The organism is Bacillus sp. FSL H8-0516 (genome assembly GCF_038635285.1).
In the GTDB taxonomy this organism is placed as follows: domain Bacteria; phylum Bacillota; class Bacilli; order Bacillales; family Bacillaceae; genus Bacillus; species Bacillus safensis.
Genome location: NZ_CP152051.1, coordinates 3,152,461 through 3,174,837 on the forward strand (window position 1 = coordinate 3,152,461; position 22,377 = coordinate 3,174,837).

Annotated in this window: 19 protein-coding genes and 1 other annotated feature; of the genes, 4 read left to right on the forward strand and 15 right to left on the reverse strand. The window is 41.3% G+C overall.

Going from position 1 to position 22,377, the window contains the following annotated elements; genetic code table 11:
• The first annotated feature begins 16 nt into the window (after positions 1-16).
• Positions 17-1,009, forward strand: coding sequence for a glycosyltransferase family 2 protein (locus tag MHB67_RS16080; RefSeq protein WP_197202578.1), 993 nt, complete (start codon positions 17-19; stop codon positions 1,007-1,009).
• Positions 1,010-1,054: 45 nt separating this feature from the next.
• On the opposite strand, the gene MHB67_RS16085 is transcribed toward MHB67_RS16080, so the two are convergent.
• Together MHB67_RS16085 and MHB67_RS16090 are read right to left on the reverse strand one after the other, a co-directional pair.
• The gene (locus MHB67_RS16085) at positions 1,055-2,404 is read right to left on the reverse strand and encodes an amino acid permease (protein WP_306654468.1); all 1,350 of its coding nucleotides are present in this window, start codon (positions 2,402-2,404) and stop codon (positions 1,055-1,057) included.
• A 75-nt stretch (positions 2,405-2,479) separates the two neighbouring features.
• Positions 2,480-2,705, reverse strand: a binding site (T-box leader).
• 89 nt (positions 2,706-2,794) lie between these two features.
• Positions 2,795-3,469, reverse strand: a complete 675-nt coding sequence (locus MHB67_RS16090; RefSeq protein ID WP_197202576.1) for an NAD(P)H-dependent oxidoreductase — start codon at positions 3,467-3,469, stop codon at positions 2,795-2,797.
• Between the two features lie 227 nt (positions 3,470-3,696).
• Between MHB67_RS16090 and MHB67_RS16095 the strand changes: the two genes are divergently transcribed.
• A complete protein-coding gene (locus MHB67_RS16095; RefSeq protein ID WP_024426240.1) occupies positions 3,697-4,062 on the forward strand; it encodes a winged helix-turn-helix transcriptional regulator in 366 nt (121 codons plus the stop codon).
• Between the two features lie 11 nt (positions 4,063-4,073).
• Here the strand turns inward: MHB67_RS16095 and MHB67_RS16100 are convergent, their stop codons facing one another.
• The 3 genes from MHB67_RS16100 to MHB67_RS16110 all read right to left on the reverse strand — a co-directional run bounded on the left by MHB67_RS16100 (position 4,074) and on the right by MHB67_RS16110 (position 7,476).
• Entirely contained in the window at positions 4,074-5,261 is a 1,188-nt protein-coding gene (locus MHB67_RS16100; RefSeq protein ID WP_034623768.1) for a PDZ domain-containing protein, read from the reverse strand.
• A 68-nt stretch (positions 5,262-5,329) separates the two neighbouring features.
• The gene (locus tag MHB67_RS16105) at positions 5,330-5,683 is read right to left on the reverse strand and encodes a swarming motility protein SwrAA (protein WP_007500014.1); all 354 of its coding nucleotides are present in this window, start codon (positions 5,681-5,683) and stop codon (positions 5,330-5,332) included.
• 344 nt (positions 5,684-6,027) lie between these two features.
• Positions 6,028-7,476, reverse strand: coding sequence for a S41 family peptidase (locus MHB67_RS16110; RefSeq protein WP_039181746.1), 1,449 nt, complete (start codon positions 7,474-7,476; stop codon positions 6,028-6,030).
• A gap of 153 nt (positions 7,477-7,629) precedes the next feature.
• Here MHB67_RS16110 and MHB67_RS16115 point away from each other — a divergent pair, with 153 nt between their 5' ends.
• A complete protein-coding gene (locus MHB67_RS16115) occupies positions 7,630-8,370 on the forward strand; it encodes a sulfite exporter TauE/SafE family protein (RefSeq protein ID WP_024423598.1) in 741 nt (246 codons plus the stop codon).
• Between the two features lie 50 nt (positions 8,371-8,420).
• Here MHB67_RS16115 and MHB67_RS16120 read toward each other — a convergent pair whose 3' ends face one another.
• The 5 genes from MHB67_RS16120 to MHB67_RS16140 form a co-directional block, all read right to left on the reverse strand.
• Positions 8,421-9,683 carry a M23 family metallopeptidase gene (locus tag MHB67_RS16120; protein ID WP_197202575.1) on the reverse strand — a complete coding sequence of 421 codons (1,263 nt, stop codon included), beginning with the start codon at positions 9,681-9,683 and terminating at the stop codon, positions 8,421-8,423.
• A gap of 111 nt (positions 9,684-9,794) precedes the next feature.
• Complete coding sequence (gene ftsX, locus MHB67_RS16125) at positions 9,795-10,685, reverse strand: permease-like cell division protein FtsX (protein WP_024423600.1); 891 nt, start codon at positions 10,683-10,685, stop codon at positions 9,795-9,797.
• Complete coding sequence (gene ftsE / locus MHB67_RS16130) at positions 10,678-11,364, reverse strand: cell division ATP-binding protein FtsE (RefSeq protein WP_024423601.1); 687 nt, start codon at positions 11,362-11,364, stop codon at positions 10,678-10,680. Before ftsE ends, ftsX begins: the two co-directional genes overlap by 8 nt.
• Before the next feature lie 383 nt (positions 11,365-11,747).
• The gene (gene cccB / locus MHB67_RS16135) at positions 11,748-12,077 is read right to left on the reverse strand and encodes a cytochrome c551 (protein WP_206534286.1); all 330 of its coding nucleotides are present in this window, start codon (positions 12,075-12,077) and stop codon (positions 11,748-11,750) included.
• Positions 12,078-12,125: 48 nt separating this feature from the next.
• Entirely contained in the window at positions 12,126-12,974 is an 849-nt protein-coding gene (locus MHB67_RS16140) for a YitT family protein (RefSeq protein ID WP_024426245.1), read from the reverse strand.
• 189 nt (positions 12,975-13,163) lie between these two features.
• Here MHB67_RS16140 and MHB67_RS16145 point away from each other — a divergent pair, with 189 nt between their 5' ends.
• Entirely contained in the window at positions 13,164-13,898 is a 735-nt protein-coding gene (locus MHB67_RS16145) for an alpha/beta family hydrolase (protein WP_206534285.1), read from the forward strand.
• Positions 13,899-14,111: 213 nt separating this feature from the next.
• Here the strand turns inward: MHB67_RS16145 and MHB67_RS16150 are convergent, their stop codons facing one another.
• The 5 genes from MHB67_RS16150 to MHB67_RS16170 all read right to left on the reverse strand — a co-directional run bounded on the left by MHB67_RS16150 (position 14,112) and on the right by MHB67_RS16170 (position 22,360).
• A complete protein-coding gene (locus MHB67_RS16150) occupies positions 14,112-15,905 on the reverse strand; it encodes a M3 family oligoendopeptidase (RefSeq protein WP_206534284.1) in 1,794 nt (597 codons plus the stop codon).
• A 124-nt stretch (positions 15,906-16,029) separates the two neighbouring features.
• Positions 16,030-17,131 (reverse strand): peptide chain release factor 2 gene (prfB, locus tag MHB67_RS16155; protein ID WP_098677688.1). Its coding sequence is split into 2 segments (ribosomal slippage): positions 16,030-17,058 and positions 17,060-17,131, totalling 1,101 coding nucleotides; the frame shifts between segments, so codons are not numbered across the junction.
• A gap of 67 nt (positions 17,132-17,198) precedes the next feature.
• Complete coding sequence (gene secA, locus MHB67_RS16160) at positions 17,199-19,724, reverse strand: preprotein translocase subunit SecA (protein WP_024423607.1); 2,526 nt, start codon at positions 19,722-19,724, stop codon at positions 17,199-17,201.
• 198 nt (positions 19,725-19,922) lie between these two features.
• Positions 19,923-20,486 (reverse strand): ribosome-associated translation inhibitor RaiA, encoded by a 564-nt coding sequence (gene raiA, locus MHB67_RS16165; protein WP_024423608.1) that lies wholly within the window; start codon positions 20,484-20,486, stop codon positions 19,923-19,925.
• 188 nt (positions 20,487-20,674) lie between these two features.
• Positions 20,675-22,360 carry a methyl-accepting chemotaxis protein gene (locus MHB67_RS16170; RefSeq protein ID WP_056765672.1) on the reverse strand — a complete coding sequence of 562 codons (1,686 nt, stop codon included), beginning with the start codon at positions 22,358-22,360 and terminating at the stop codon, positions 20,675-20,677.
• Positions 22,361-22,377: the final 17 nt, after the last annotated feature.

Here is a 22,377-nt window from a genome sequence, read left to right on the forward strand (position 1 = left end):
GGAGGAAGGATGACTGATGGAAAACAACATACGATATTCTATTGTAGTCCCAGTCTATAATGAAGAACTTGTGATCCATGAATCCTATCAGCGACTGAAAACAGTCATGGATTCGACGGGAGAAGCATACGAGCTTCTCTTCGTCAATGACGGTAGTATGGATCGAACAGCTGAACTAATTAAAGGGTATTCCCAAAACGATCCGAAGGTAAGACTCATTGATTTCTCACGTAACTTCGGACACCAAATTGCCATTACAGCTGGGATGGATTATGCAAAGGGAGAAGCGGTCATCGTGATAGATGCAGACCTGCAAGATCCGCCTGAATTGATATTAGAGATGATCGCAAAATGGAAAGAAGGCTATGAAGTCGTATACGCCGTGCGCACCAAACGAAAAGGCGAAACTTTTTTCAAAAAGCAAACCGCTTCCCTTTTCTATCGCGTTTTACGTCAAATCACCGAAGTAGATATCCCAATCGACACCGGTGACTTCAGGTTAATGGATCGTAGAGTGTGCCATGAAATGAGAAAAATACGAGAAAAAAATCCATTTGTTCGCGGCCTAGTCAGCTGGGTAGGTTTCAAACAAATTGCAGTAGAGTACGTTCGAGATGAACGTCTAGCAGGAGAAACAAAATACCCGCTCAAAAAGATGCTCAAGCTCTCGATGGATGGAATCACTTCCTTTTCCTATAAACCTTTGAAGCTAGCGAGTATAGCAGGAATTGCCCTTTCCGCTATCGGATTCATTTCAATGTTTCTTGTACTTTACTTAAAGCTTTTTACAAACAGCACCATTACAGGATGGAGTTCATTAATTGTCATACAGCTGTTCTTTAGCGGCATCATCCTCTTTATGCTAGGAATGATTGGGGAATACATCGGCCGAATCTACGACGAGGCAAAAGATCGACCACTTTACATCGTAAGAGAGAGTTACGGGCTTCAGTCAAAGCCACATCCTGTTCAACCCCCAGTTCATTTCAAGCAATACAAACAGCATTAAAAAAAGCGTGTGAGACCTCTTTAAAGGTCCCGCACGCTTTTTGTATTAAGCGGCTGTGTCAAACCGCTTTTTGTTGATGAAGAAAGAAAGAGTAATCATCAGATAAATGCCCATTGTGACCATCGTTTGGACAATTGGAGTTGTTGACACAACGCCGATGAAAATGGCCATGATCGCAATCACAGAAAACCATGTTGTGAAAGGATACAGCTTCACGCGATATCCTCCTGGTTCTGCTACACTTCGAGATTTTAAATGACCGACAGCAATAATAAACCAGATGAATAAGACCGTATAGCTTAAAGATCCCATTAAATAATTAAATGTTTGACTTCCTACAAAAAGAGAAATCAATACAGCGGCATACAATGTAGATGTACACACTAGGATCGCTCTAACAGGCACCTGCTGTTTTGATAGCTTTGAGAAGCCCTTCCATACACGCCCATCCATCGCTTGCGTATAAAGTACCCTTGAGGATGCGTACAGCCCAGAGTTCATAGAAGACAAGATCGCTAGTAAAATGATACCGTTCATGATGTCACTTGCATATGGCACGCCTATCGTTGCAAACACGGTGACGAATGGACTCACTTGCTCATTGTTTACTTGATTCCAAGGAATCAAGCTGACGATGATGAAGAACGGCAGTACATAGAAGCCGATGATTCGTACAAATGTACTTTGAATGGCCTTTGGGATGACTTTTTCAGGGTTTTTTGTTTCTGCTAATGTGACCCCGATCATTTCAGTCCCGCCATATGAATACACCACAACAAGCATGGCCGCAATTAAGCCGCCTGTTCCATTCGGGAAAAATCCTCCGTGGTCGGTTAAGTTGGATAATCCCGGTGCTGCATGCTGACCAAATGAGACAAACAACATGGTTAACCCAATGATAATAAATAAAAGAATGACAGCAATTTTAATAGAAGCTAACCAGTACTCTGTCTCAGCAAACATTTTAACAGAACAAACATTGATCAATGTCACAACAAGTGAAATGATTAACACTAGTATCCAAATCGGCACTTGTGGGAACCAGTACTGAATAAAGATCGCAGATACGATTGCTTCTGCTGCAATGTTCAGCACCCACATTTTCCAGTATATCCAGTCTAAGAAATAAGCCGGATATTTGCCTAACACCGGTTCAATTAAATCACGGAATGTTCTTGCGCCAGGTCGTGCAACCGTCATTTCGGCAAGTCCTTGCATAATAAATAATAAAATAAGACCACCAATCATATATGCCAAAATGACAGCAGGACCTGCGATATCAATAGCAGAGCTGCTTCCTTTAAACAGACCAGCACCAATTGCTCCGCCAAGTGCGAGCATCATAATATGCCTTGACGTCATTGTTCGTTTTAACTGCACATGTTCCTTTTCCATTTTCTATAGCTCCTTTAAATTTGAATCTTCAGACAAATATAGGATAAAAGCATATAAAAAGGCCAGTCATCTCCTTGAAGAGACGACTGACCTTGCAACCGCGTTACCACTCTAATTGATTCAGCCATAGCTAAATCCAACTTAAAACCCGTTAACGGAGGTCACACGTAAAGACTTACTATTCATTCAGTCTTACCGCTCTTTGAGCGAGTTCAATGATTCGTTTTACTGCGTTGCACCAACCCGCAGCTCTCTAAAAAAAACGGATGTTCATCTACTATTCTCAAGTCAAAGCGTTTATAGTCCATTTGTATATTCATCAAAGATTTTATTTTTTAAATATACTGACTAACCACGCAATTGTCAACATCCTTTTTCAGACATTCTCTTTTAACGAATCCAAACAGCGACTTCATCCATCGGACGGCGCGTTTTGCCGCGCTTCGGCTCAGTCACACGATAACCAAAGGCTGCCATGACAGAAATATCATACTGACCATCCTCAAGCAGCCCTTCTTCATCTAGAATGCGATGAATCTCATCGTAGCTGAATCCTTCAACTGGGCATGAATCAATGCCAATTTGTGCAGCGGCTGTCATCATGTTTCCAAGGGCAATATACGTTTGTTTTGAAGCCCAATCAAAGAGCGTGCGTTCATTATCTAACAAATGAAGATCATTCTCTTGGAATTCTTGATAGCGTCCCTTCACCATCTCGAACGTTTCGTCTGACATTCCTTTGATTTGCTTGTTGATATATTCTGCATATGCTGAATCATAACGGGCGTCTGTTCTTGCCAAGATGATCACAAAATGGCTGGCAGTAGGAAGCTGCTTTTGCGCTCCCCATGTATACTCTTTTAATTTTTCTCTAAATGCTTCATTTTGAACAACGAGGAACTTCCAAGGCTCAAACCCTACAGAGCTTGGGGAAAGTCTTCCTGTTTCTAAAATAAATGCAAAATCATCCTCTGGTATTTTTTTCGTTGGATCAAACTCTTTTGTCGCATGGCGGAACTCATACGCCTCAATGATTTCTTTTTTTAATTGCTCTTTGTCTCGCATTGTCTTCATCCTTTCTATTAACCAATTAGGGCGTTAGTTTCATCAATCCAATTTCTTTCCATTCCCATATAGAAATTGTTATGATAAAAAAACAACAGCCCGAATGTGTGATGTGATATCTCTATGGTATAAGAAAAGCTTCGAGTGATTCAAGTACGCACATTTTTGTTCGTTAGTTACCATCTTGTTCGTGTATCACCAAATTTATCTTAGAAAGGCGTGTTAAGATGAGTGCACCATCCAACCCAGTCAGTATTGTCAATCATGGCTGTCCCGTTTCAGTGACGACAAGTGTCATCGGAGGGAAATGGAAAGGAGTGATCCTTTATCATTTGACTTGCGGACCAAAACGCTACAATGAATTGCGCCGGCTGCTGCCAAGAATTTCTCAGCGTGTCCTCACACTGCAATTGCGTGAGCTTGAACAAGACGGCGTTGTCCATAGAGAAGTCTATGAGGAGGTCCCCCCTCGTGTCGAATATTCCCTCACTTCTCTCGGAAATACATTAAAGCCTATCATCTTCGCCATGCGTGATTGGGGCGAATCCTACGGGAAAGAAGCGCGCCCAAAAGAAAAAAGCTGCCATCTCTAGCAGCTTTTTTTTTAAGATGAAATTGCCGTTGGTTCTTGCTGTGGATCATCCTTCACAAACAGGATGCCAAGCTGATGATGCTCCCCTTCGTAAGAAGCACGTTTCTCAAATCTTGTCTGACCATTTAAGCCAATAATCTCGAGCTTTGTTAGAGCACGATTGGTTTGAAGGGCTTCATAAAATTCCGAAACGGTTTTGACTTCAATTCCATTCACTTTTGTGATGACTTCTCCGATCTCAAGCTTTAAATCAGCCGCTGGTGTATTCGGAATAATCCCCAGCACCATCAGCCCTTGATTACGCTTAGAGAAGTAGAACGGGGCAGCATTGTCATTAACCCTCTGCTTCCATGAGAGAAAGACTCTTCCTATCACCGCAATCAATACAGCTCCCCAAGCAATCGGTTCAAACCAAATACTTGCAGCACCTAATAAGGCGACAGCGAGTCCGAGCATAAGAATACGCCGCGCTGTAATTTGAATACTAACAATTGGCAGTGAGCCTTGAATTCTCTGACCGAATCCGATGATATATGGAATCAAAATAAATGAAAAGCTTTGATCATGCACTTGAAGCACCGGCCACCATGGCAGAGAAGAAGTGAATTCACCTGCCGGCATCAGCAAAACAAGCGGTAAAAGCCACAGACGGTTTGCCCGCTGCTGACCAATTAAAAGTCCTCTCGCACTCATCACCATAGCAGGCGATGTACGTAAATGCGCCGTTCGATAGGCTAGAATTCCCTCGGTCATTAATAGAAGTCCTAGCAGAATGACAACGGCTGATGCATTCATCATTGAGAGCTGCGGCAGCCAAGAATGACTCACTTGGAAATGCATCAGTCCAAGTGCCGCAATAAAACTGAAACCGAGTGTGTATGCAGACGAAAGCGCACTCGCCTTAAAGAATAAAGAGAAAACGATGGTCATCGCTGCAATCAGCACGATGAATCCAGGGGGGAGGGCAATCCCTAAGCCTACTGAAATAACGGATAGGCAAATCCCTAGAATCCAACCCTTTGAATATGTAAATTTAAGTTCATCGTATACATCTTCTATTCTTGTTTGAAACGCTTTTCTCTCCCGCTTTACGCGGATGTAGCCATGCAATAGGCTGATTAATATCATGAAATAAAAAAGAGGATGGATTAAAAACAGACCGACCGCTTTTAATCCGGCTCCCATCCACTCCGAGCTCATTATCGTTCACCGCCCAAGTCAAGCATTTTCTCTTATTCTATCAAATAAATCGATGCTTGACATCAGGTTTATTTCTCCTGATTCATCCAAAGTGTGACATTCGACAGTGAAAAATCTTTTAAGTAGTGATTGACATCTACATCTAGTATGCCGCCGAGCAGCTGCATCGACCTCTTGATGTCGGTTAAGTTTATACCAAGTCTCTTATGATTATCCATTAAATAATTGAAGTATATCTCAGCACAGTCTTCATCGATTTCGTCGACTGATTCTACCGTTGTGTAATTGACCAAGTACCTGCTTAACAGCATGAGCAGACTTAATGCCTTTGTAGCGGAAAACGTCACATCTTTCGTACGACTCTTAAGTTCCTCTACCAACTCGTAATATTTTTTCTCTCTCACAATACTTGCCCTTTTCAATTGTGTACCCCCATTTACTAGTTCTTTTAAGAAAAGCGCAAACCTCGGTACAGCTTAATGCTCAAGCTGAATATCCGCAAAAAATAAAATATTTAAAATGAGTGCTACTTTTTATTGTAAGAATTATTTATGTAACATACAACTTTCAAAAGTTTCATTTTCATGACATGTTTAAATCAACAGAAAGTCTCTTATATACTTATGTTATCGGGTAAAATTGAAGGAATGTTATGTTTTTTGTAAAATAAATGAATATATTTCTCGATATAATTTATTTTTAATCATAAATTATTACATGTTCATGACACTTATGAACCAAAAAAAAGAGGCTATTATTCGCCTCTTTATTTTTTAAGATATAGTGCTTTTAGTGCAGTCTGTAATTGAAGGTCATTTTTTTCGTAAGATTTCACTTCATCCACCATTTTGTTCATCATTTCTGCTGTTTTTAAATCAATGACACCTGATTTATCGAGATTGTATGTGCTTTGGAAGGCAAGTACGGCCTTTTTCGTTTCTTCATCAAAGTATCCATCTACTCTGCCAGGGTCAAATGACAATCCCTTTAACAGCGTCTGCGCTTGTCTTACTTCTTCATTGTTCATATCAAGCTGAAGTGGTTCTTTCAGCTGAAGCGGACCTGCGGTAAAGTAATCCGGCTGATGAATCGCAATTGTCGGTACGACGCCTTTTTTGTGAATCCAATTGCCTTTTGGCGTGAGCCATTTATACAGCGTTAATTTAATATTACTTCCATCTCCCATCGGAACCGCCTGCTGCACAGTTCCTTTTCCAAAGGAGACATCACCGACAACTTCATACTTTCCAGCTTCTTTCATGGCTCCAGCAAGTATTTCCGAAGCGGAAGCACTGCCTTTATCAATTAAGACGTTGACTGGGTAAGGCTTTTGTTCTTTCAGTTTTGAAAAATATCGTTTCCGATCGCCATTCCGTTCTGCGATTTGAATATAGGGCTGATCCTTCGTAATAAAATGTTTCAAAATATCTTCCACACTTTGCAGATAGCCGCCAGGGTTTCCTCTCACATCCAGTACAAGGCCTTCTATGCCCTTTTTCTCGAGCTGTTTCAGGCTTGACGTGAAATCCTTCGCCGTATCTTCAGAGAAGCTGGAGATCGCAATATAGCCTGTTTTATGACCATTGACCTCTTTTACAGAGGAAGTCACTGTTTCAAGCGGGATTTCTTCTCGTTTGATATGGAACGTCAGCTCTTTTTCAATCCCGTTTCGTTTGATTGTTAAGGCGACAGACGTACCTTTTTTTCCTCTTATTTTCAGTACAGCATCGTTTAAGCTTTTTTCTTTCATCGGCTCACCGTCAATGCTGATGACCTCATCTTTTGGCTTTAGACCTGCTTTTGCCGCAGGGGATTTTTTAAAGGCGGAGACGATAATGATCTTTCCTTCATCCATCCCCACTTCTGCCCCAATTCCCTCAAAGGAAGAATCAAGCGAATCAGAAAATTGCTTTGCGGTCTGCTTGTCCATGTATACTGAATACGGATCGTTTAACGTCGAAAGCATTCCTTGGATCGCGCCTTCAAGCAGCTTTTGCCGATCCACTTCCTCTACATATTCATTTGAAATAAGGTCATAGGCTTTCTCGATCTTTTCCATCCCATTCTCTTTCGCCTTATCACTTGATTGAGCTTGTCCAGCCATTGCAGCGGCTGCTTGCGGTGACTCCGCATGAGTTCCCTCTTTATGCGTCATCACACCTGCACTTATTAAGAGAACGACACTTGCCATAATAGATGCGATTTGTTTTTTCATATTTGGCCTCCTTCTTCAACTCTTCCTGATGACCTGAGTTATTATATGCCAGAAGAAGGGATTTCATGTAAAGACATTCTCCCGTGAAGGCTTGACGAATCATTTTATTAGGTGTAATTTTTATTTTGTTATGATTGAGAAGGAGTCTTCGCTATGTATATTATCTTGACGATGCTTTTATTAGGAATTTTATTAGGTTTTGTAGGAGCAGGCGGGGCGGGATTTGTCATCGCATTGCTTACATTAATTTTTGATATCCCTATCCATACCGCACTCGGGACGTCATTAGCCGCTATGGCATTTACGACACTATCAGGTGCATACAGCCACTACCGGGAAGGGAACATTCAGCTGAAATCTGGTTTGATTGTCGGGGCTCTTGCTTGTATCGCTTCTTTTGCTGGGGCTAAGGTTGCTCCTTTTATTCCAGAAGAGAGTCTGCACTATTTAACAGCAGGAATGCTTTTTTTATCGGCTGTTTTTATGATGATCAAACTATTTGTTCTTAATGAAGAGGCTGAACAGCAGCCGCTTTCTTCACGTCAGCTGATGACAAGAGGCATTATTTTAGGCCTTGTGTCTGGTATGCTGTCAGGCATGTTTGGTATCGGGTCTGCACCATTTATTCAAGTAGGGCTTTTGATTTTACTGAAGCTGTCGATTAGGCAAGCCGTTGGCACGACCATGCTTGTCATTATTCCGATTTCCATCGGCGGTGGAATTGGGTATATTTCAGAGGGCTATGTTGATTTCATCTTGCTGATCCAAATATTAATTGGAACCGTATTAGGCGCATTTATCGGCGCGAAATTTACACGCCTTGCACCGAAGCTCTTATTGAAATCAGCTGTTCTGTTAACACCTATTATTGCCGGATTACTGTTGCTGTTTTAATTCTATCTAGACCAAAAAAAGCCGATAACATCATGTTATCGGCTTTTTGATTAGCGGATATATTGCGCTGGATTGACTGCATTTGATTTTGCGCCATTCCATAATCCTTTATGAATTTCAAAATGAAGGTGCTGACCATGCGATTGGCCGGTATTTCCCATATAGCCAAGGAATTGTCCTTGTTCGACTCTCTGTCCTGTTGACACACTTCTTGTAGACAGATGGGCATATACAGTTTGATACGTCTGTCCATTGATATTGTGCGTAATGAACACAACATTTCCATAGCTCGATGAGTAGCTTGAGTTTGTGACGGTTCCAGATGCTGCTGCATAGACAGGAACTGTGCCCTTTGCTGCAATATCTAATCCGAAGTGGTTTCCGCCAGAACGTCCGCCAAAACCAGATGAGAAACGCCCTGCAGCTGGTTTAATAAAGCCTGAGCTGCTTGCTGGTTTATCAGATACTTGATCTGAGCCGCCGCTGTGAGGTGCAGGTGCATTTTTTTCAGCTGCTTGTTTTGCTTTCTCCGCTTCTTCCTTTTGTCGGTGTGCTTCCTCAGATTTCACTGCCGCTTTTTGATTCGCAAGGATTTCTTGTTCATTCTCAAGCTTGCCTAGTTCATCATGTGCATGATTTTTTTTATCTGTCACATCACCTAAAATGTGTTCTTTTTCTTTGTGCTTCTTAGATAAATCTTTTTTCAGTGCTTCTAGCTCTTTCAGAGATGTTTCAAGTCCGCTTAGCTGATTATTTAGCTCTGCTTCTTTTTGCTCCACCAGCTTTAAATCATTTTCATGTTCTGTAATCATGTCTTTGTCTGCTTCGACAATCGTTGTGACAGCCCCAACACGACCGACAAAATCACTAAAGCTGCGAGCACCTAGCAGCACATCTAAATAGTTGATCGTACCGCCGCTTTTTTGCATTGAACGAATTCGGTCTTTGAAAATGGCTTTTCTTTTTTCAATTCGCTCATTGATGACTTGAATGTCTTTTTTTAGCTTCTTGATCTCTTGCTTCGTTTTTTTAACTTCTTTCTCTTTTTCAGCGACTTTTTCAGTTGCAGTACTTACCTTTTGGTCAATTTGTTCAATTTCTTTCTTGAGCTTTGATTCTTTCTTTTCAAGCTTTGCCAGCTCTGACTTCTTCTTCTTCAAGCTTGATTCAGTCTTCGATGTTTTCTCTTCGATTTGTTGACGTTTTTGATCTAGGTCTTCGTATGCGAATGCACGATTCTCGTTCCCTGGAATGTATAGCCACGTTGTTCCAATAAACGCTGCCATTCCAGCCATCATCAGCTTTCTTTTCAAAACGATATTCCCCTCCCATGACAACTTGTCGACATGAAGAGCCGACCGGATGAATCAGATCAACCGGTCACATCTTCTATAGAAATCTCGAATGCTGCCATCAAAATATATTTATACTTTTAAGAATTTACGGATAGACGTTAAGCTTCCCCATACCCCAATGATTGCACCGATCACTAGCAGGATCAGTGATACTTGATAGACAAACGGGTTGTATGGAAGCATTGAAATAAATGAGCCTTGTACTCTCGGTGCGACCCAGCCCACTGCATATTGATACGTGCCAAGCAATAGAGCAATAGGTATAATGGAGCCAAATACACCAAGTAATAATCCTTCAATGAAGAATGGCCAGCGGATAAACCAGTTCGTTGCACCTACCAGCTTCATAATCTCAATTTCTTTACGTCTAGCAAAAATCGTAATTTTGATCGTATTGGAGATTAAGAACATAGCTGTAAATAACAGCCCAATAATGAGCACAATACCGACATTACGCGCCACTCCGACTACATTAAAGAGTCGGCTGACCTCTTCTTTTCCATAGGTTACTTTATATGTACCCTTTAGTTTTTCTAATTTCTTCGCTACTTTTGGTGTATCGTGAGGATCTGTTGTTTTCACAATAAACGCATCGTTTAATGGATTTTCTTGATCAACAAGCCCCATGGATTGTCCATTTTCTCCAAAGCTTTTAATCAGTGCTTTCAGTTCGTCATCCTTAGATGAGTACTTCACATCACTGATTTCAGGAATCTTTTCAATTTCTGCTTTTAATTCATCCTGCTGCTTTTGATTCGCCGTTAATTCGATTAATACTTTTACTTCTACTTCTTTTTCAGCGTTCGATGCCATGTTATTCAAGTTGAGCATAATCACAAGGAAAACCCCAACTAAAATCAATGTGACAGTCACCGCACTAATTGATGCAAATGTCATCCACGTGTTTCTTCCAAGTGAACGGAAGCTCTCACGTAAATGTCGCGAGAGAGTTTTAATCATAAATTCCGTACTCCCCTCTTGCTTCGTCACGCACAATCATTCCATCTTCGATTGCGATGACGCGTTTCTTCATGGTGTTTACAATTTCTTTGTTGTGTGTCGCCATAACCACTGTTGTTCCGCGGTTATTAATCTCTTCGAGCGTCTTCATGATTTCCCAAGAAGTGTCTGGATCAAGGTTTCCTGTCGGCTCATCTGCAATGACGACCTCAGGGCTATTGACAATCGAGCGGGCAATAGACACACGCTGCTGTTCACCGCCGGACAGCTGGTCAGGAAATTGACGCGCTCTGTGCTTTAGCTGAACCAGATCGAGAACATCAAGCACTTTTTTCTTAATGATATGAGGCTGTTCACCAATCACTTCAAGAGCAAATGCTACGTTCTCAAACACAGTAAGAGTTGGAAGCAGCTTGAAATCTTGGAATACTACGCCAATTTCTCTTCTTACGTAAGGAATTTCTTTTTCCTTCATTGATCCTAAATCTTTGTTATTAATTAAGATTTGCCCTTTGGTTGGCTTCTCTTCACGATACATCATTTTGATGAAAGTGGATTTACCAGCACCACTGGGACCAACAACATACACAAACTCTCCTGGATGGATAGAGACATTGATTCCATTGATCGCCTTTACGCCATTAGGATAGATCTTGTAGACTTCCTTCATTTGAATCATGTAATCACCTAATCTTTTCTTATTCGCTGACTAACAGCTTATCATGATGTTTTGACACTTCTCGTCAAAAAACGTTATGTATGGTCACGCACATACCCTTCGATACTTACTAACAATTTATGTCCTTTTCATCCAAAAAGATGAAAAAATTGAATCGTCTCATTTTCAACAACTCCAATTATACGTCATGAATCGACGCAATGGTATTACATTTATATTTCAAAACTTATAAATAAAAGGTAAATAGAATAATCAAAACCGAAAAACGTGCCTTTATACCCTTATTTTTTAAATAAAATTTAATATAATGCGTTTTCATACTATCTAAAAGTCTTTTTCTACATATAAAAAAACAAAAAAACCTTGTCGATTAGACAAAGGTTTTATTTTTTCTCTGCAAGCCATTTTGCTACTTCTTTTGCTTGCTTCTCATCTACCATACCGCTTGGCATAGAGCCTTTACCGTTTTGCGCAATATCTGCGATTTGGCTTTCATTATATTTCTTCCCTACTTCTTTCAGGCTTGGTCCGCCTCCGCCAGATAGGTCTTTCCCATGACAGCCAATACAGTTTTGCTGATAGATCTCCTCACCACTGCTCACAGATGAAGCACTTTTGCTGCCTTCTTTATCACTGTTGCTTGAATTTCCTCCACAAGCCGCGAGAACAAGAAGCATCGCTGCAAACAGCATCGTTAATCCGCTTTTTTTCATCTATTTCCCTCCCTTACAATCATTTGGTCAACGCTATTATATCCTTGTTTATGCCCTTTTAAAACCCTCACCAAGCACCTCTTTTGCATCCATCACGATGACAAATGCTGATGCATCGATTGCTTTCACCACTTGTTTCAACTTTGTGAATTGTGACTGCCCAACGACACACATCAAAATTGGGCGGTCATGATCGGTATATCCTCCGACTGCTGAGATCTTCGTCACACCACGGTCAATTTGATCAAAAACCGCCTGTCTGACCTCATCTTCATGCCCTGTAATGATCATTGCCATTTTTGAATGACTGAAGCCAGCCTGTACCACATCAATCGTTTTACTAGAAATAAACACACCAATGACAGCGTATAGCCCCTCTTCAATTCCAAAGACCGTCATCGCAGCCAGAACAATCAAGCCATCCATCATCGCTAAACAGGTGCCTAGCGTGAGTCCTGTGTACTTATTGATGATTTTGGCAGCGAGTGCCGTTCCACCCGTTGATCCATTCCCAAGGAACACGAGCCCTATTCCGATCCCAATGACCACACCGCCAAAAATAGCCGCCAGCAGTGCTTCATGTGTGACAGGTGCAATATGTCTTGTGACAAACACCATGAAAGGTAAAAAAATCGAGCCAACGAGTGTTTTCACTCCAAATGTACCGCCTAATAAATAAAAGCCAGCGATAAACAGTGGAATATTGAGCCCCCATTGCACATAAGCCGCTTCAAAGCCGAATGACTGCATAATGGTACTAATGCCGCTCACACCGCCTGCTGCGATCTGATTCGGTAATAATAACGTATTAAATCCAATCGCCACGATGGCTGATCCGATTAAAATGAACAAATAATTTTTCACTTCGATCCAAAATTGTGAATGTCCCTGCTTCATGTCTTTCTTCCTCCGTTACTTCTGAATGCACACCTATTTTAAGCCCTCTTAAAACGATTGTAAATAACAGCCAAATGCAGTGCTAATGGATTAATACTTTATCACACAGACGGATCAGCGCACTTGCCGGTTGGCATAGGAGTAAATGATGGTATATTTAATATGTACATGAGAAAGAAGGGGCATGCGATGAAGAAAATACTGAAGATAACAGGTATGACATTACTTGCACTGATCATCTTAGCTTTTGGTGCTTTCTATACATGGAGCCGCTTTACATATGGACCATCAGAAGCATTAAAAAAACAGGTCAACATTGAGCAAGTGGAACATAAAAACAATGTTTATACATTTGAAGCACCAAAAAGTGATACTGGCATCATTCTCTATCCTGGGGCAAAGGTGGAACCACTTGCGTATGCCTATATCGGGGATACGCTGATGAAAAAAGGCTACTCTGTCTTTATCCCTGACATGCCATTTTCCTTTGCGATTTTCAATCCAAACAAAGCGCAGGACATTATCAAAGATCACCAAACAATCAAACACTGGTATATTGGCGGACATTCACTTGGCGGGGCAGCTGCCGCTATGTTTGCAGAAAAAAATCAGAGCAAGCTCGATGGACTCTTTTTCCTAGCATCTTATCCAGCATCAGACGACCTAAAACAATCGTCACTAAAAGTCCTCTCTATTTCAGGTGAAAAGGATGGGCTGGCAACACAAGAGAAAATCAAGAAATCGAAAGCAAATCTGCCGTCTCAAACCGTTTATCATGAAATAAAAGGCGGGAATCATGCGCAATTTGGCATGTATGGCAAACAAAAAGGGGATCAGCCAGCGGACATTCCAGCCCTGTCGCAGCAAAATGATCTCATTCAGACAATGCTTGACTGGCTGAAGCCAGCAAAAAAGCTCCCGTAATGGGAGCTTCAGCGTGTAGACAAACCCTCGCATTCTTTGTCAGTCCTGCGCGTTGGTGCTCACGAATGTTCAATTCGCTCCGCGCCAATGCTCGTCCTTCCTAGACTTCAAAGGTTTTCTATCACGCTGAAAAGAAGACAAAGAGCTAAAATAAAGATCATTTTAGCCCTTTGTCAACAGTCTGAAAGCTCCCGTAATGGGAGCTTTTCATTATTATTTTTTTGTCACTTCTAAAAATTCTTCAGCATCTGCTACAGCCAAACGAATGGCTTCTTCCCAAAATGCTTTTTGGGTAAGGTCAACGCCTAGATGCTTTTTGGCTAAATCTTCTACTGTCATTGAAGCAGTATCCTTTAATAATGCAATGTATTTCTCTTCAAACGATGTACCAGCCTGCAATGCTTTTGCATAAATTCCTAACGAGAACATGTATCCAAAGGTGTATGGGAAATTATAAAATGGAACATTCGTGATATGGAAATGCAGCTTAGACGCCCAGAAATGCGGATGGTATTCATCTAATGAGTCACCGAACGCTTCCTTCTGCGCTTCGACCATCAATTCATTCAACCGATCAGCCGGCACTTCTCCTTTTTTACGCTCTTCATAAAAGCGCTGTTCAAATAAGAAACGAGATTGAATGTTCATGAAGAATGCTACACTGCGCTGCAGCTTATCCTCTAACAGGCTGAGACGCTCCTCTTCATTTGCCGCTTCTTTTAATGAAGCATCAGCTACAATCATTTCTGCAAAGGTCGACGCTGTTTCAGCTACATTCATTGCGTATTTGCGATTCAGAATGCGAACATCCTGCATCACTTCCTGATGGAACGAATGACCAAGTTCATGCGCTAGTGTCGCCACATTGGATGGACTTCCTGAGAAAGTCATAAAAATACGTGATTCTCCGCTGTCAGGGAAATTTGTACAAAAGCCGCCTACCCGTTTGTTTGGACGGTCCTCAGCTTCTACCCAGCGTTCATTAAAGGCTTTTTCTGTAAAAGCAGCGAGCTCTTCTCCAAATCCAGCGAAATGTTTCACAATAAAAGCAGCTGCTTCTTGATAAGGATAGATTTTGGTCTCACTGCCGATAGGAGCCCCAACATCGAACCAGCTCAGCTTATCCACTCCAAGCATGTCAGCTTTTCGGTGTAAATAATCAATGAATGGCTGCTTATGTTCATCAATCACAGACCACATGGCATCAAGGGTTTCTTGTTTCATACGGCAAATTTCAAGCGGCTCTTTTAAAATGTGCTCCCAGCCTCTTGCTTCATACACTTGCAAACGAAAACCAGCAAGGTGATTGAGCGTACTAGCAAATAAATGTTCATCCTGCGTCCATGCATGCTCTAGGTTGTGGTAAACGGCCTTTCTGACTTCACGATCTGAATCATCCATCGCATTTTCTGCTTGGCCTACAGAGATCATCTGTGTTTCTCCATGCTGTTCAAACGGAATTGTAATTTTATTCACTAAGCTGGAATAAAGCTCATCCCACGCATGGTACCCATCTACAGCCAGCTTTTGAATCAGCGTTTCTTGTTCAACAGGTAATTGATCCTTCACACGGTCTCTCCGCTCATTTAATATGTAGCGGACATCTGAAAAGGCTGTTGAATTCATCAGTTCTTCCCACTTGTTTGCTGGGATAGCAGCAAGCGCTTGATCAAACAGTGCAAGGATTGTTCCTAAATCAGCTTCCAGCTTGGCAATCGTACCTCGAAGGCTGCCTGCTTTCATATCCTTCGTATTTTGGGCTTGGAGGCAGGTTACAAATGAACCTGCTTGAGATAATTTTTTATATGTAGTTTCATACGTGTCAAGGACAGACGTTAATTTGCTTTCAATGTGTGTATCTTCTTTTGAAAAGGCATTCACCTTTTGTCGTAATTCAGCTAATAGCTGCTGAATATGTTGCAGGTATGTCTTAAATTCTGGTGAAGAACTGCCTCCTTTAAAAAAGGTATCTAAATCCCACGTTTCTTGCAATGGTGTTAATCCCAAAATATTTCCCCCTTTATTTGCTAATTTCATCATACAAAGGATATAGAATCAGTATGTCGTATGTATTCCTTTATATTCATTATATTTTCTCACAATTAAAAAAACCCGGCAAGAAGCCGAGTTTTTATGATAATTTCGAACGCAGGTACGCATCGATAAATGAATCTAAATCTCCATCCATCACCGCTTGAACATTTCCCATCTCCGTATTGGTTCGATGGTCTTTCACAAGAGAATAAGGGTGGAATACATAAGAGCGGATTTGGCTTCCCCAGCCAATTTCTTTCTGCTCTCCTCTGATTTCATCCAATTCTGCCTGCTGTTCTTCGATCCGTTTTTGATAAAGTTTCGATTTCAGCATTTTCATCGCACGTTCTCTGTTTTTAATTTGTGATCTTTCTGTTTGGCACGTCACGACGACATTCGTTGGAATATGTGTGATACGAACGGCAGAGTCCGTCGTATTCACGTGCTGCCCACCTGCTCCGCTTGCACGATACGTATCTACCTTGATATCCTCTGTCCGAATATCAATATCAATTTCTTCATTGAATTCCGGCATGACATCACAGGAAACGAAGGATGTATGTCTGCGGCCAGAAGAATCAAAAGGAGAAATACGAACCAAACGATGGACACCTTTTTCAGCTTTTAAGTAACCGTACGCGTTATGCCCTTTGATGAGCAAAGTCACAGACTTAATTCCTGCCTCATCACCTGGAAGGTAATCAAGCGTTTCGACCTTAAAGCCTCTGCGCTCTGCCCAGCGAGTGTACATTCGCAGAAGCATAGAACCCCAGTCCTGTGATTCAGTACCGCCTGCACCTGGGTGAAGCTCCAGAATGGCATTGTTTTTATCATAAGGTTCGCTTAAAAGAAGCTGCAGCTCAAATTCGTTAAACTGCTTCGTTAAGTTCTTCAGCTCTTTTTCAAGCTCTGCATGAAGCTCCTCGTCATAATCTTCCTTTAATAAGTCATGCGTCATTTGCAGCTCTTCATGTGATTCACTGAGCTCATGGTAGGAATTCACAGAATCCTTCAGTGCATTGGCTTCATTAATAACGCCTTGAGCCTTTTGCTGATCATTCCAAAAATCAGCCTCTGACATCGTCGCTTCAAGCTCTGCGATTTTGGCCTCTTTTGTTTCTAAGTCAAAGAGACCCCCTAAAATCAGCTAGCCTGCTAGCCATATTTTCAAGCTCTTGTCTAATTTCTACTAATTCCATATCCTTCACCTCATAGATGTATGGGGGCTGACATGAATAGAAAGAGGTTTTCACCTCTTTCCATTACTTATTCTGTCTTCCCATGACAATTTTTATATTTCTTGCCGCTTCCGCAGTGACATGGGGAGTTTCGTCCAATGTCTACGACTTTACGTACCGGCTTCTTCTTCACTGTCTTCTCCTCATCGCCCTCTTGCGGCTGATGAGCCGTTGTTTGACCTTGAACCACTTCTTCACGTTCTAGGTTGTTTTGGATTTCTGATTTCAAGACATACTTGGCCACGTCATCTTCAATTGAAGCAACCATATGCTCAAACATCGCAAATCCTTCCATTTGGTATTCACGAAGCGGATTCGTTTGTGCGTACGCACGTAAATGAATACCTTGACGCAGCTGATCCATTGCATCGATATGGTCCATCCACTTCGAATCCACCGCACGAAGAACGATGACTTTTTCAAATTCACGCATTTGTTCTTCGCCAAATGTTTCTTCTTTTGCATCGTATTTTTCTTTAATACGATCCATGATGAAGCTTGTGATTTCATCTGCTTCTTTACCGAAGATATCTTTGACCGTAATGGCACCTTCGTCTAAATAGTTCGTGTTGATTAATTCAACAAGACCATCTAGTTTCCATTCTTCAGGCAGCTCTTCTTTTGGTGTATAAGATCCCACAGCACGCTCAATTGAAGATTGGATCATATTGATGACAATTGATTTTAAGTTGTCAGAATCGATGACTTCAAAACGCTGTTTGTAGATTACTTCACGCTGTTGACGAAGCACATCGTCGTATTGCAGAAGCTGCTTACGGGAATCAAAGTTGTTCCCCTCTACACGTTTTTGAGATGATTCAACGGCTTTAGACACCATTTTACTTTGGATTGGTGTAGAGTCATCCATGCCAAAGCGGTCAAGCATCGCCATCGTCCGCTCTGCACCAAATCGGCGCATCAATTCATCTTCCATGGAGAGATAGAATTGGGTAATCCCTGGGTCTCCTTGACGTCCAGAACGTCCGCGAAGCTGGTTATCAATACGACGGGATTCATGACGCTCTGTCCCGATAACAGCCAGACCACCAAGTTCTTTTACACCTTCGCCAAGCTTGATGTCTGTACCACGTCCTGCCATGTTTGTTGCAATGGTCACAGCACCTTTTTGACCAGCCTCTTCAATAATTTGTGCTTCACGCTCATGGTTTTTTGCGTTTAACACTTGATGAGGAATGCCTTTATTTTTAAGCAGCTTAGAAATAAGCTCAGATGTCTCAACTGCTACTGTTCCGACAAGAACTGGCTGCCCTGTCATATAGCGCTGCGCAACATCCTCAGCCACTGCTTTAAATTTACCATCCATTGTGCGGTAAATTAAATCAGGTCTGTCATCACGAACCACTGGTTGGTTGGTCGGGATTGACACAACCTGCATGTTGTAAATGTTACGGAATTCTTCTTCTTCTGTTTTTGCTGTACCAGTCATACCAGATAATTTTTCATACATACGGAAGTAGTTCTGGAACGTAATTGTTGCTAGTGTCATGCTTTCGTTCTGCACTTCAAGACCTTCTTTTGCCTCGATGGCTTGATGCAGACCTTCACTATAACGGCGTCCTTTCATTAAACGTCCTGTGAAGGAGTCAACGATGACTACTTGGCCTTCTTCTACCACATAATCCACGTCTTTTTGCATCGCAACATGTGCCTTCAGCGCCTGAGCGATGTGATGGTTCAGCGCGACATGTTTGACATCAAACAGGTTTTCAATGCCGAATGCTTTTTCCGCCTTCGTCATTCCGCTTTCAGTCAGCTGCACACTTTTTGTTTTAATATCATACGTGAAATCATCTTCGATTTTTAATGTGCGGACAAATGCATTGGCTTGAACATAAAGCTTTGTTGATTTCGCAGCTTGTCCTGAAATAATAAGAGGTGTTCTCGCTTCATCAATTAAAATGGAGTCAACCTCATCGATCACGGCATAATGAAGCGGTCTCTGAACCATTTGCTCTTTGTAAAGCACCATGTTATCTCGTAAATAGTCAAAGCCGAGTTCATTGTTTGTTGAATACGTGATATCAGCGGCGTACGCTTCTCTTTTTTCATCTTTGTCTAAGCTGTTTAAGTTTAAGCCGACTGTTAAACCAAGAAACTCAAAAATTTTGCCCATTTCCTGCGCATCACGGCTTGCCAAATATTCGTTGACTGTCACGATGTGGACGCCTTTTCCAGAAAGAGCATTTAAATAAACAGGCATTGTTGATGTCAATGTTTTACCTTCACCTGTTTTCATTTCAGCGATGTTACCTTCGTGAAGCGCGATGCCCCCCATGAGCTGCACCTTAAACGGGAACATTCCTGTTACGCGGCGGGATGCCTCGCGAACCGTTGCAAATGCTTCAACCAGCAGGTCATCCACGGATTGTCCTTTTTCAAGTTTTTCTTTAAATTCAATCGTTTTATTTCGTAAAGCCTCGTCAGATAATTTTTCAAAATCTTGAGCGAGAGCTTCGATTTCATTTGCCTTTTTTTCATATCGGCTGATCGTACGTTTCGTAGGATCAAACACTTTGTTTAAGATTCCAAGCATATAATAACGCTCCTCTATTTCATGCAATTTTTCGGCATGTCCAAAAGTTTGACAGGTCCATATTTACCTGCATTTATCATACCATACCTTCTTTCATTTCCAAAGAATTTGCCATAATTTCGCACAAAAAACCCGCCCCTAATGAAGGGAACGGGTTTACTTTATTTAGGTTGTTTTTAAATCAGCATCAACTGATATTTAAGCGTTTGGCTCAATGAGTCCATATTTACCGTCATTTCGGCGATAAACCACATTGGTCAAATTTGTCTCAGCATTTGTGAAAACGAAGAAACTATGACCTAACATGTTCATTTGGAGAATGGCCTCTTCACTATCCATCGGCTTTAAGTTGAAACGTTTTTGTCTGACGATTTCTGTTTCATCAATCTCTTCGTCATCTTGAACTGCTACTTCAGCCGTACCATTTCCTCCAGCAAATAAGTGTTTTTTGGCACCTTGCTCGCGGAATTTACGGTTTACTTTTGTTTTGTGCTTTCTAATTTGACGTTCTAATTTACTGGCTGCTAGGTCTACTGCATTGTACATATCCTCATTATGCACCTCAGCTCGAAGTGCTAGATCAGTCATTGGAATGGTAACCTCAACTTTAGATTCTTGATCGTTGTAAAACTTCAAGTTCACGTTGACTGAAGCATCTACATCTGTCTCAAAATAACGCTCCAGCTTTCCAATTTTTTTCTCGACATGATCTCTTAGTGCAGGTGTTACGTCGATGTTTTCTCCTCTGACATTGTAATTCATGTAAAGAACGCCTCCTTTAAAATTAAGGATATGTAAACCTATTTCTACTTTTCCCTCCTTTTCTCCTGCTCAAACGTAAAAAAAATGTGAATATTTATTGAAATTTGTCGAATTTTGCGGTGCTTCAACTGTTGCTTGATAGGTGATGAATATATATTCGGCTGATTCTTGAAAAAGACCAGCGCACATTAAATGGTAAAAGATGAAATCGATGTTTTCAGCGATTGAGATAAGGATTTTAAATCCTCCGCAGCGGCTTTCATCTCTTCATTGGCCGCTAATGATTCTTCAACAGCAGCAGACATGTACTCTGTTTCTTCTGAGTTTCGTTTCGCACCTTCTTCAATGACACCAACTGTTTGAGAAATTTCCTCTGTACTAGCAGAAATTTGTTCTGCAGTGGCTGACAGCTCTTCTGCTTTCATTGAAATATCACGAATAGATTCCAAGATTTCATGGAAGCTCTGTTCAGATAATTGTGATACTTTTACACCCTCTGCTACATCTCGCTCGACCTTCGTCATCGATTGTGATGACTTTTCTGTATCTTTGTTCACGTTTTCGAGTAATTGACTAATTTGATCTGTCAGCTGACTAGATTCTTCTGCCAGTTTCCTCACTTCATCTGCTACAACTGCAAAGCCTCTTCCATGCTCTCCCGCTCTTGCTGCTTCTATAGCTGCGTTTAAAGCAAGCAAATTCGTCTGGTCAGCAATGGCATGGATATGACCTAACAGATCTTGAATGCCTGTAAACTGCGCTTGCACATGGGTCATTGTAGAATGGTGTTCATTCACAGACTCTTTAATAGAACTCATTTGTTTCACAAACTGTTGAATAAGGGCGGCACCCTCTTCAGCCTTTTCAGTCACTGAAATTGAGTGACCCGAAACATCGGATGTGTGTACAGCTGCATTTTGCATGCCAGTCGACACTTCCTGAATGGCGGATGCTACTTTTCCGACCGCATCTGATTGTTCACGTGAAGCTTCACTGACCTGTTCAATCGAGCTAGATGTCTGCTCACTAGCCGATATCGTTTGACTGATGGTTTCCTCAAATTGAGCAGCAGAATCAGCAAGCTGTCTTGATCCGCTTTGCACCTGCAAAATAAGCTGACGCAAATGAGCCGTCATTTGATTAAAGGCTGTGCCGAGTTGACCAATCTCATTTTTAGAGGTCACTTCAATCTCTTCAAGGGTAAGATCACCATCTGCCATCCTTTTTGCGGCATTTGTGACAGAAACAATTGGTTTTGTCATGCGATGAACAAATCTGATCCCAATCACCAAAAGGCCAACAATAATCGCTGCACTGACCAAAATGAGTGTAAGCAATAATTGATTACTATCTTGATTGAGCTGATTGATTTTTTGATCACGTTGTTTTAGCTGATTTTGAGCGAACTCTTTTGTAAAGGTATGTATTTCTTGTTCGATAGGTTGTAATTCTTGACTGAGGCGGGTGTTGAATTCTTTTTGATTTTGCATATTTAATGAATTAAATAATCGATTTGTTGAGGTGTAGTAGAGATAATTTTTTTCTGAGATTTGATCTAATAGATTTTTTGCTTGTTTGACCGTACTCATTTTCGAAGCTTCTGCTGTTTTCTTATTAATATCTTCATATGTTTGCTCAATTTTCTGCAAATTTTCAGCATCTTGCACGACGACATATGTTTTAATCTGTGCTTCCTGCTTTTGAAGAAGCGCTTCTAATTCCAGCGAGGTCTGATAAAGCTTCACTTCCTTGCTTAATAGCGCTTTATAGGATTGATCTGTTTTGTAATAGAGAAAGCTTGAGAATCCTAACATACTGACAAACAATACACATATGACAATAAGCCCAAATAAAAATTGATTTTTTAGTCTCATAAATTCCTCCGAATGGT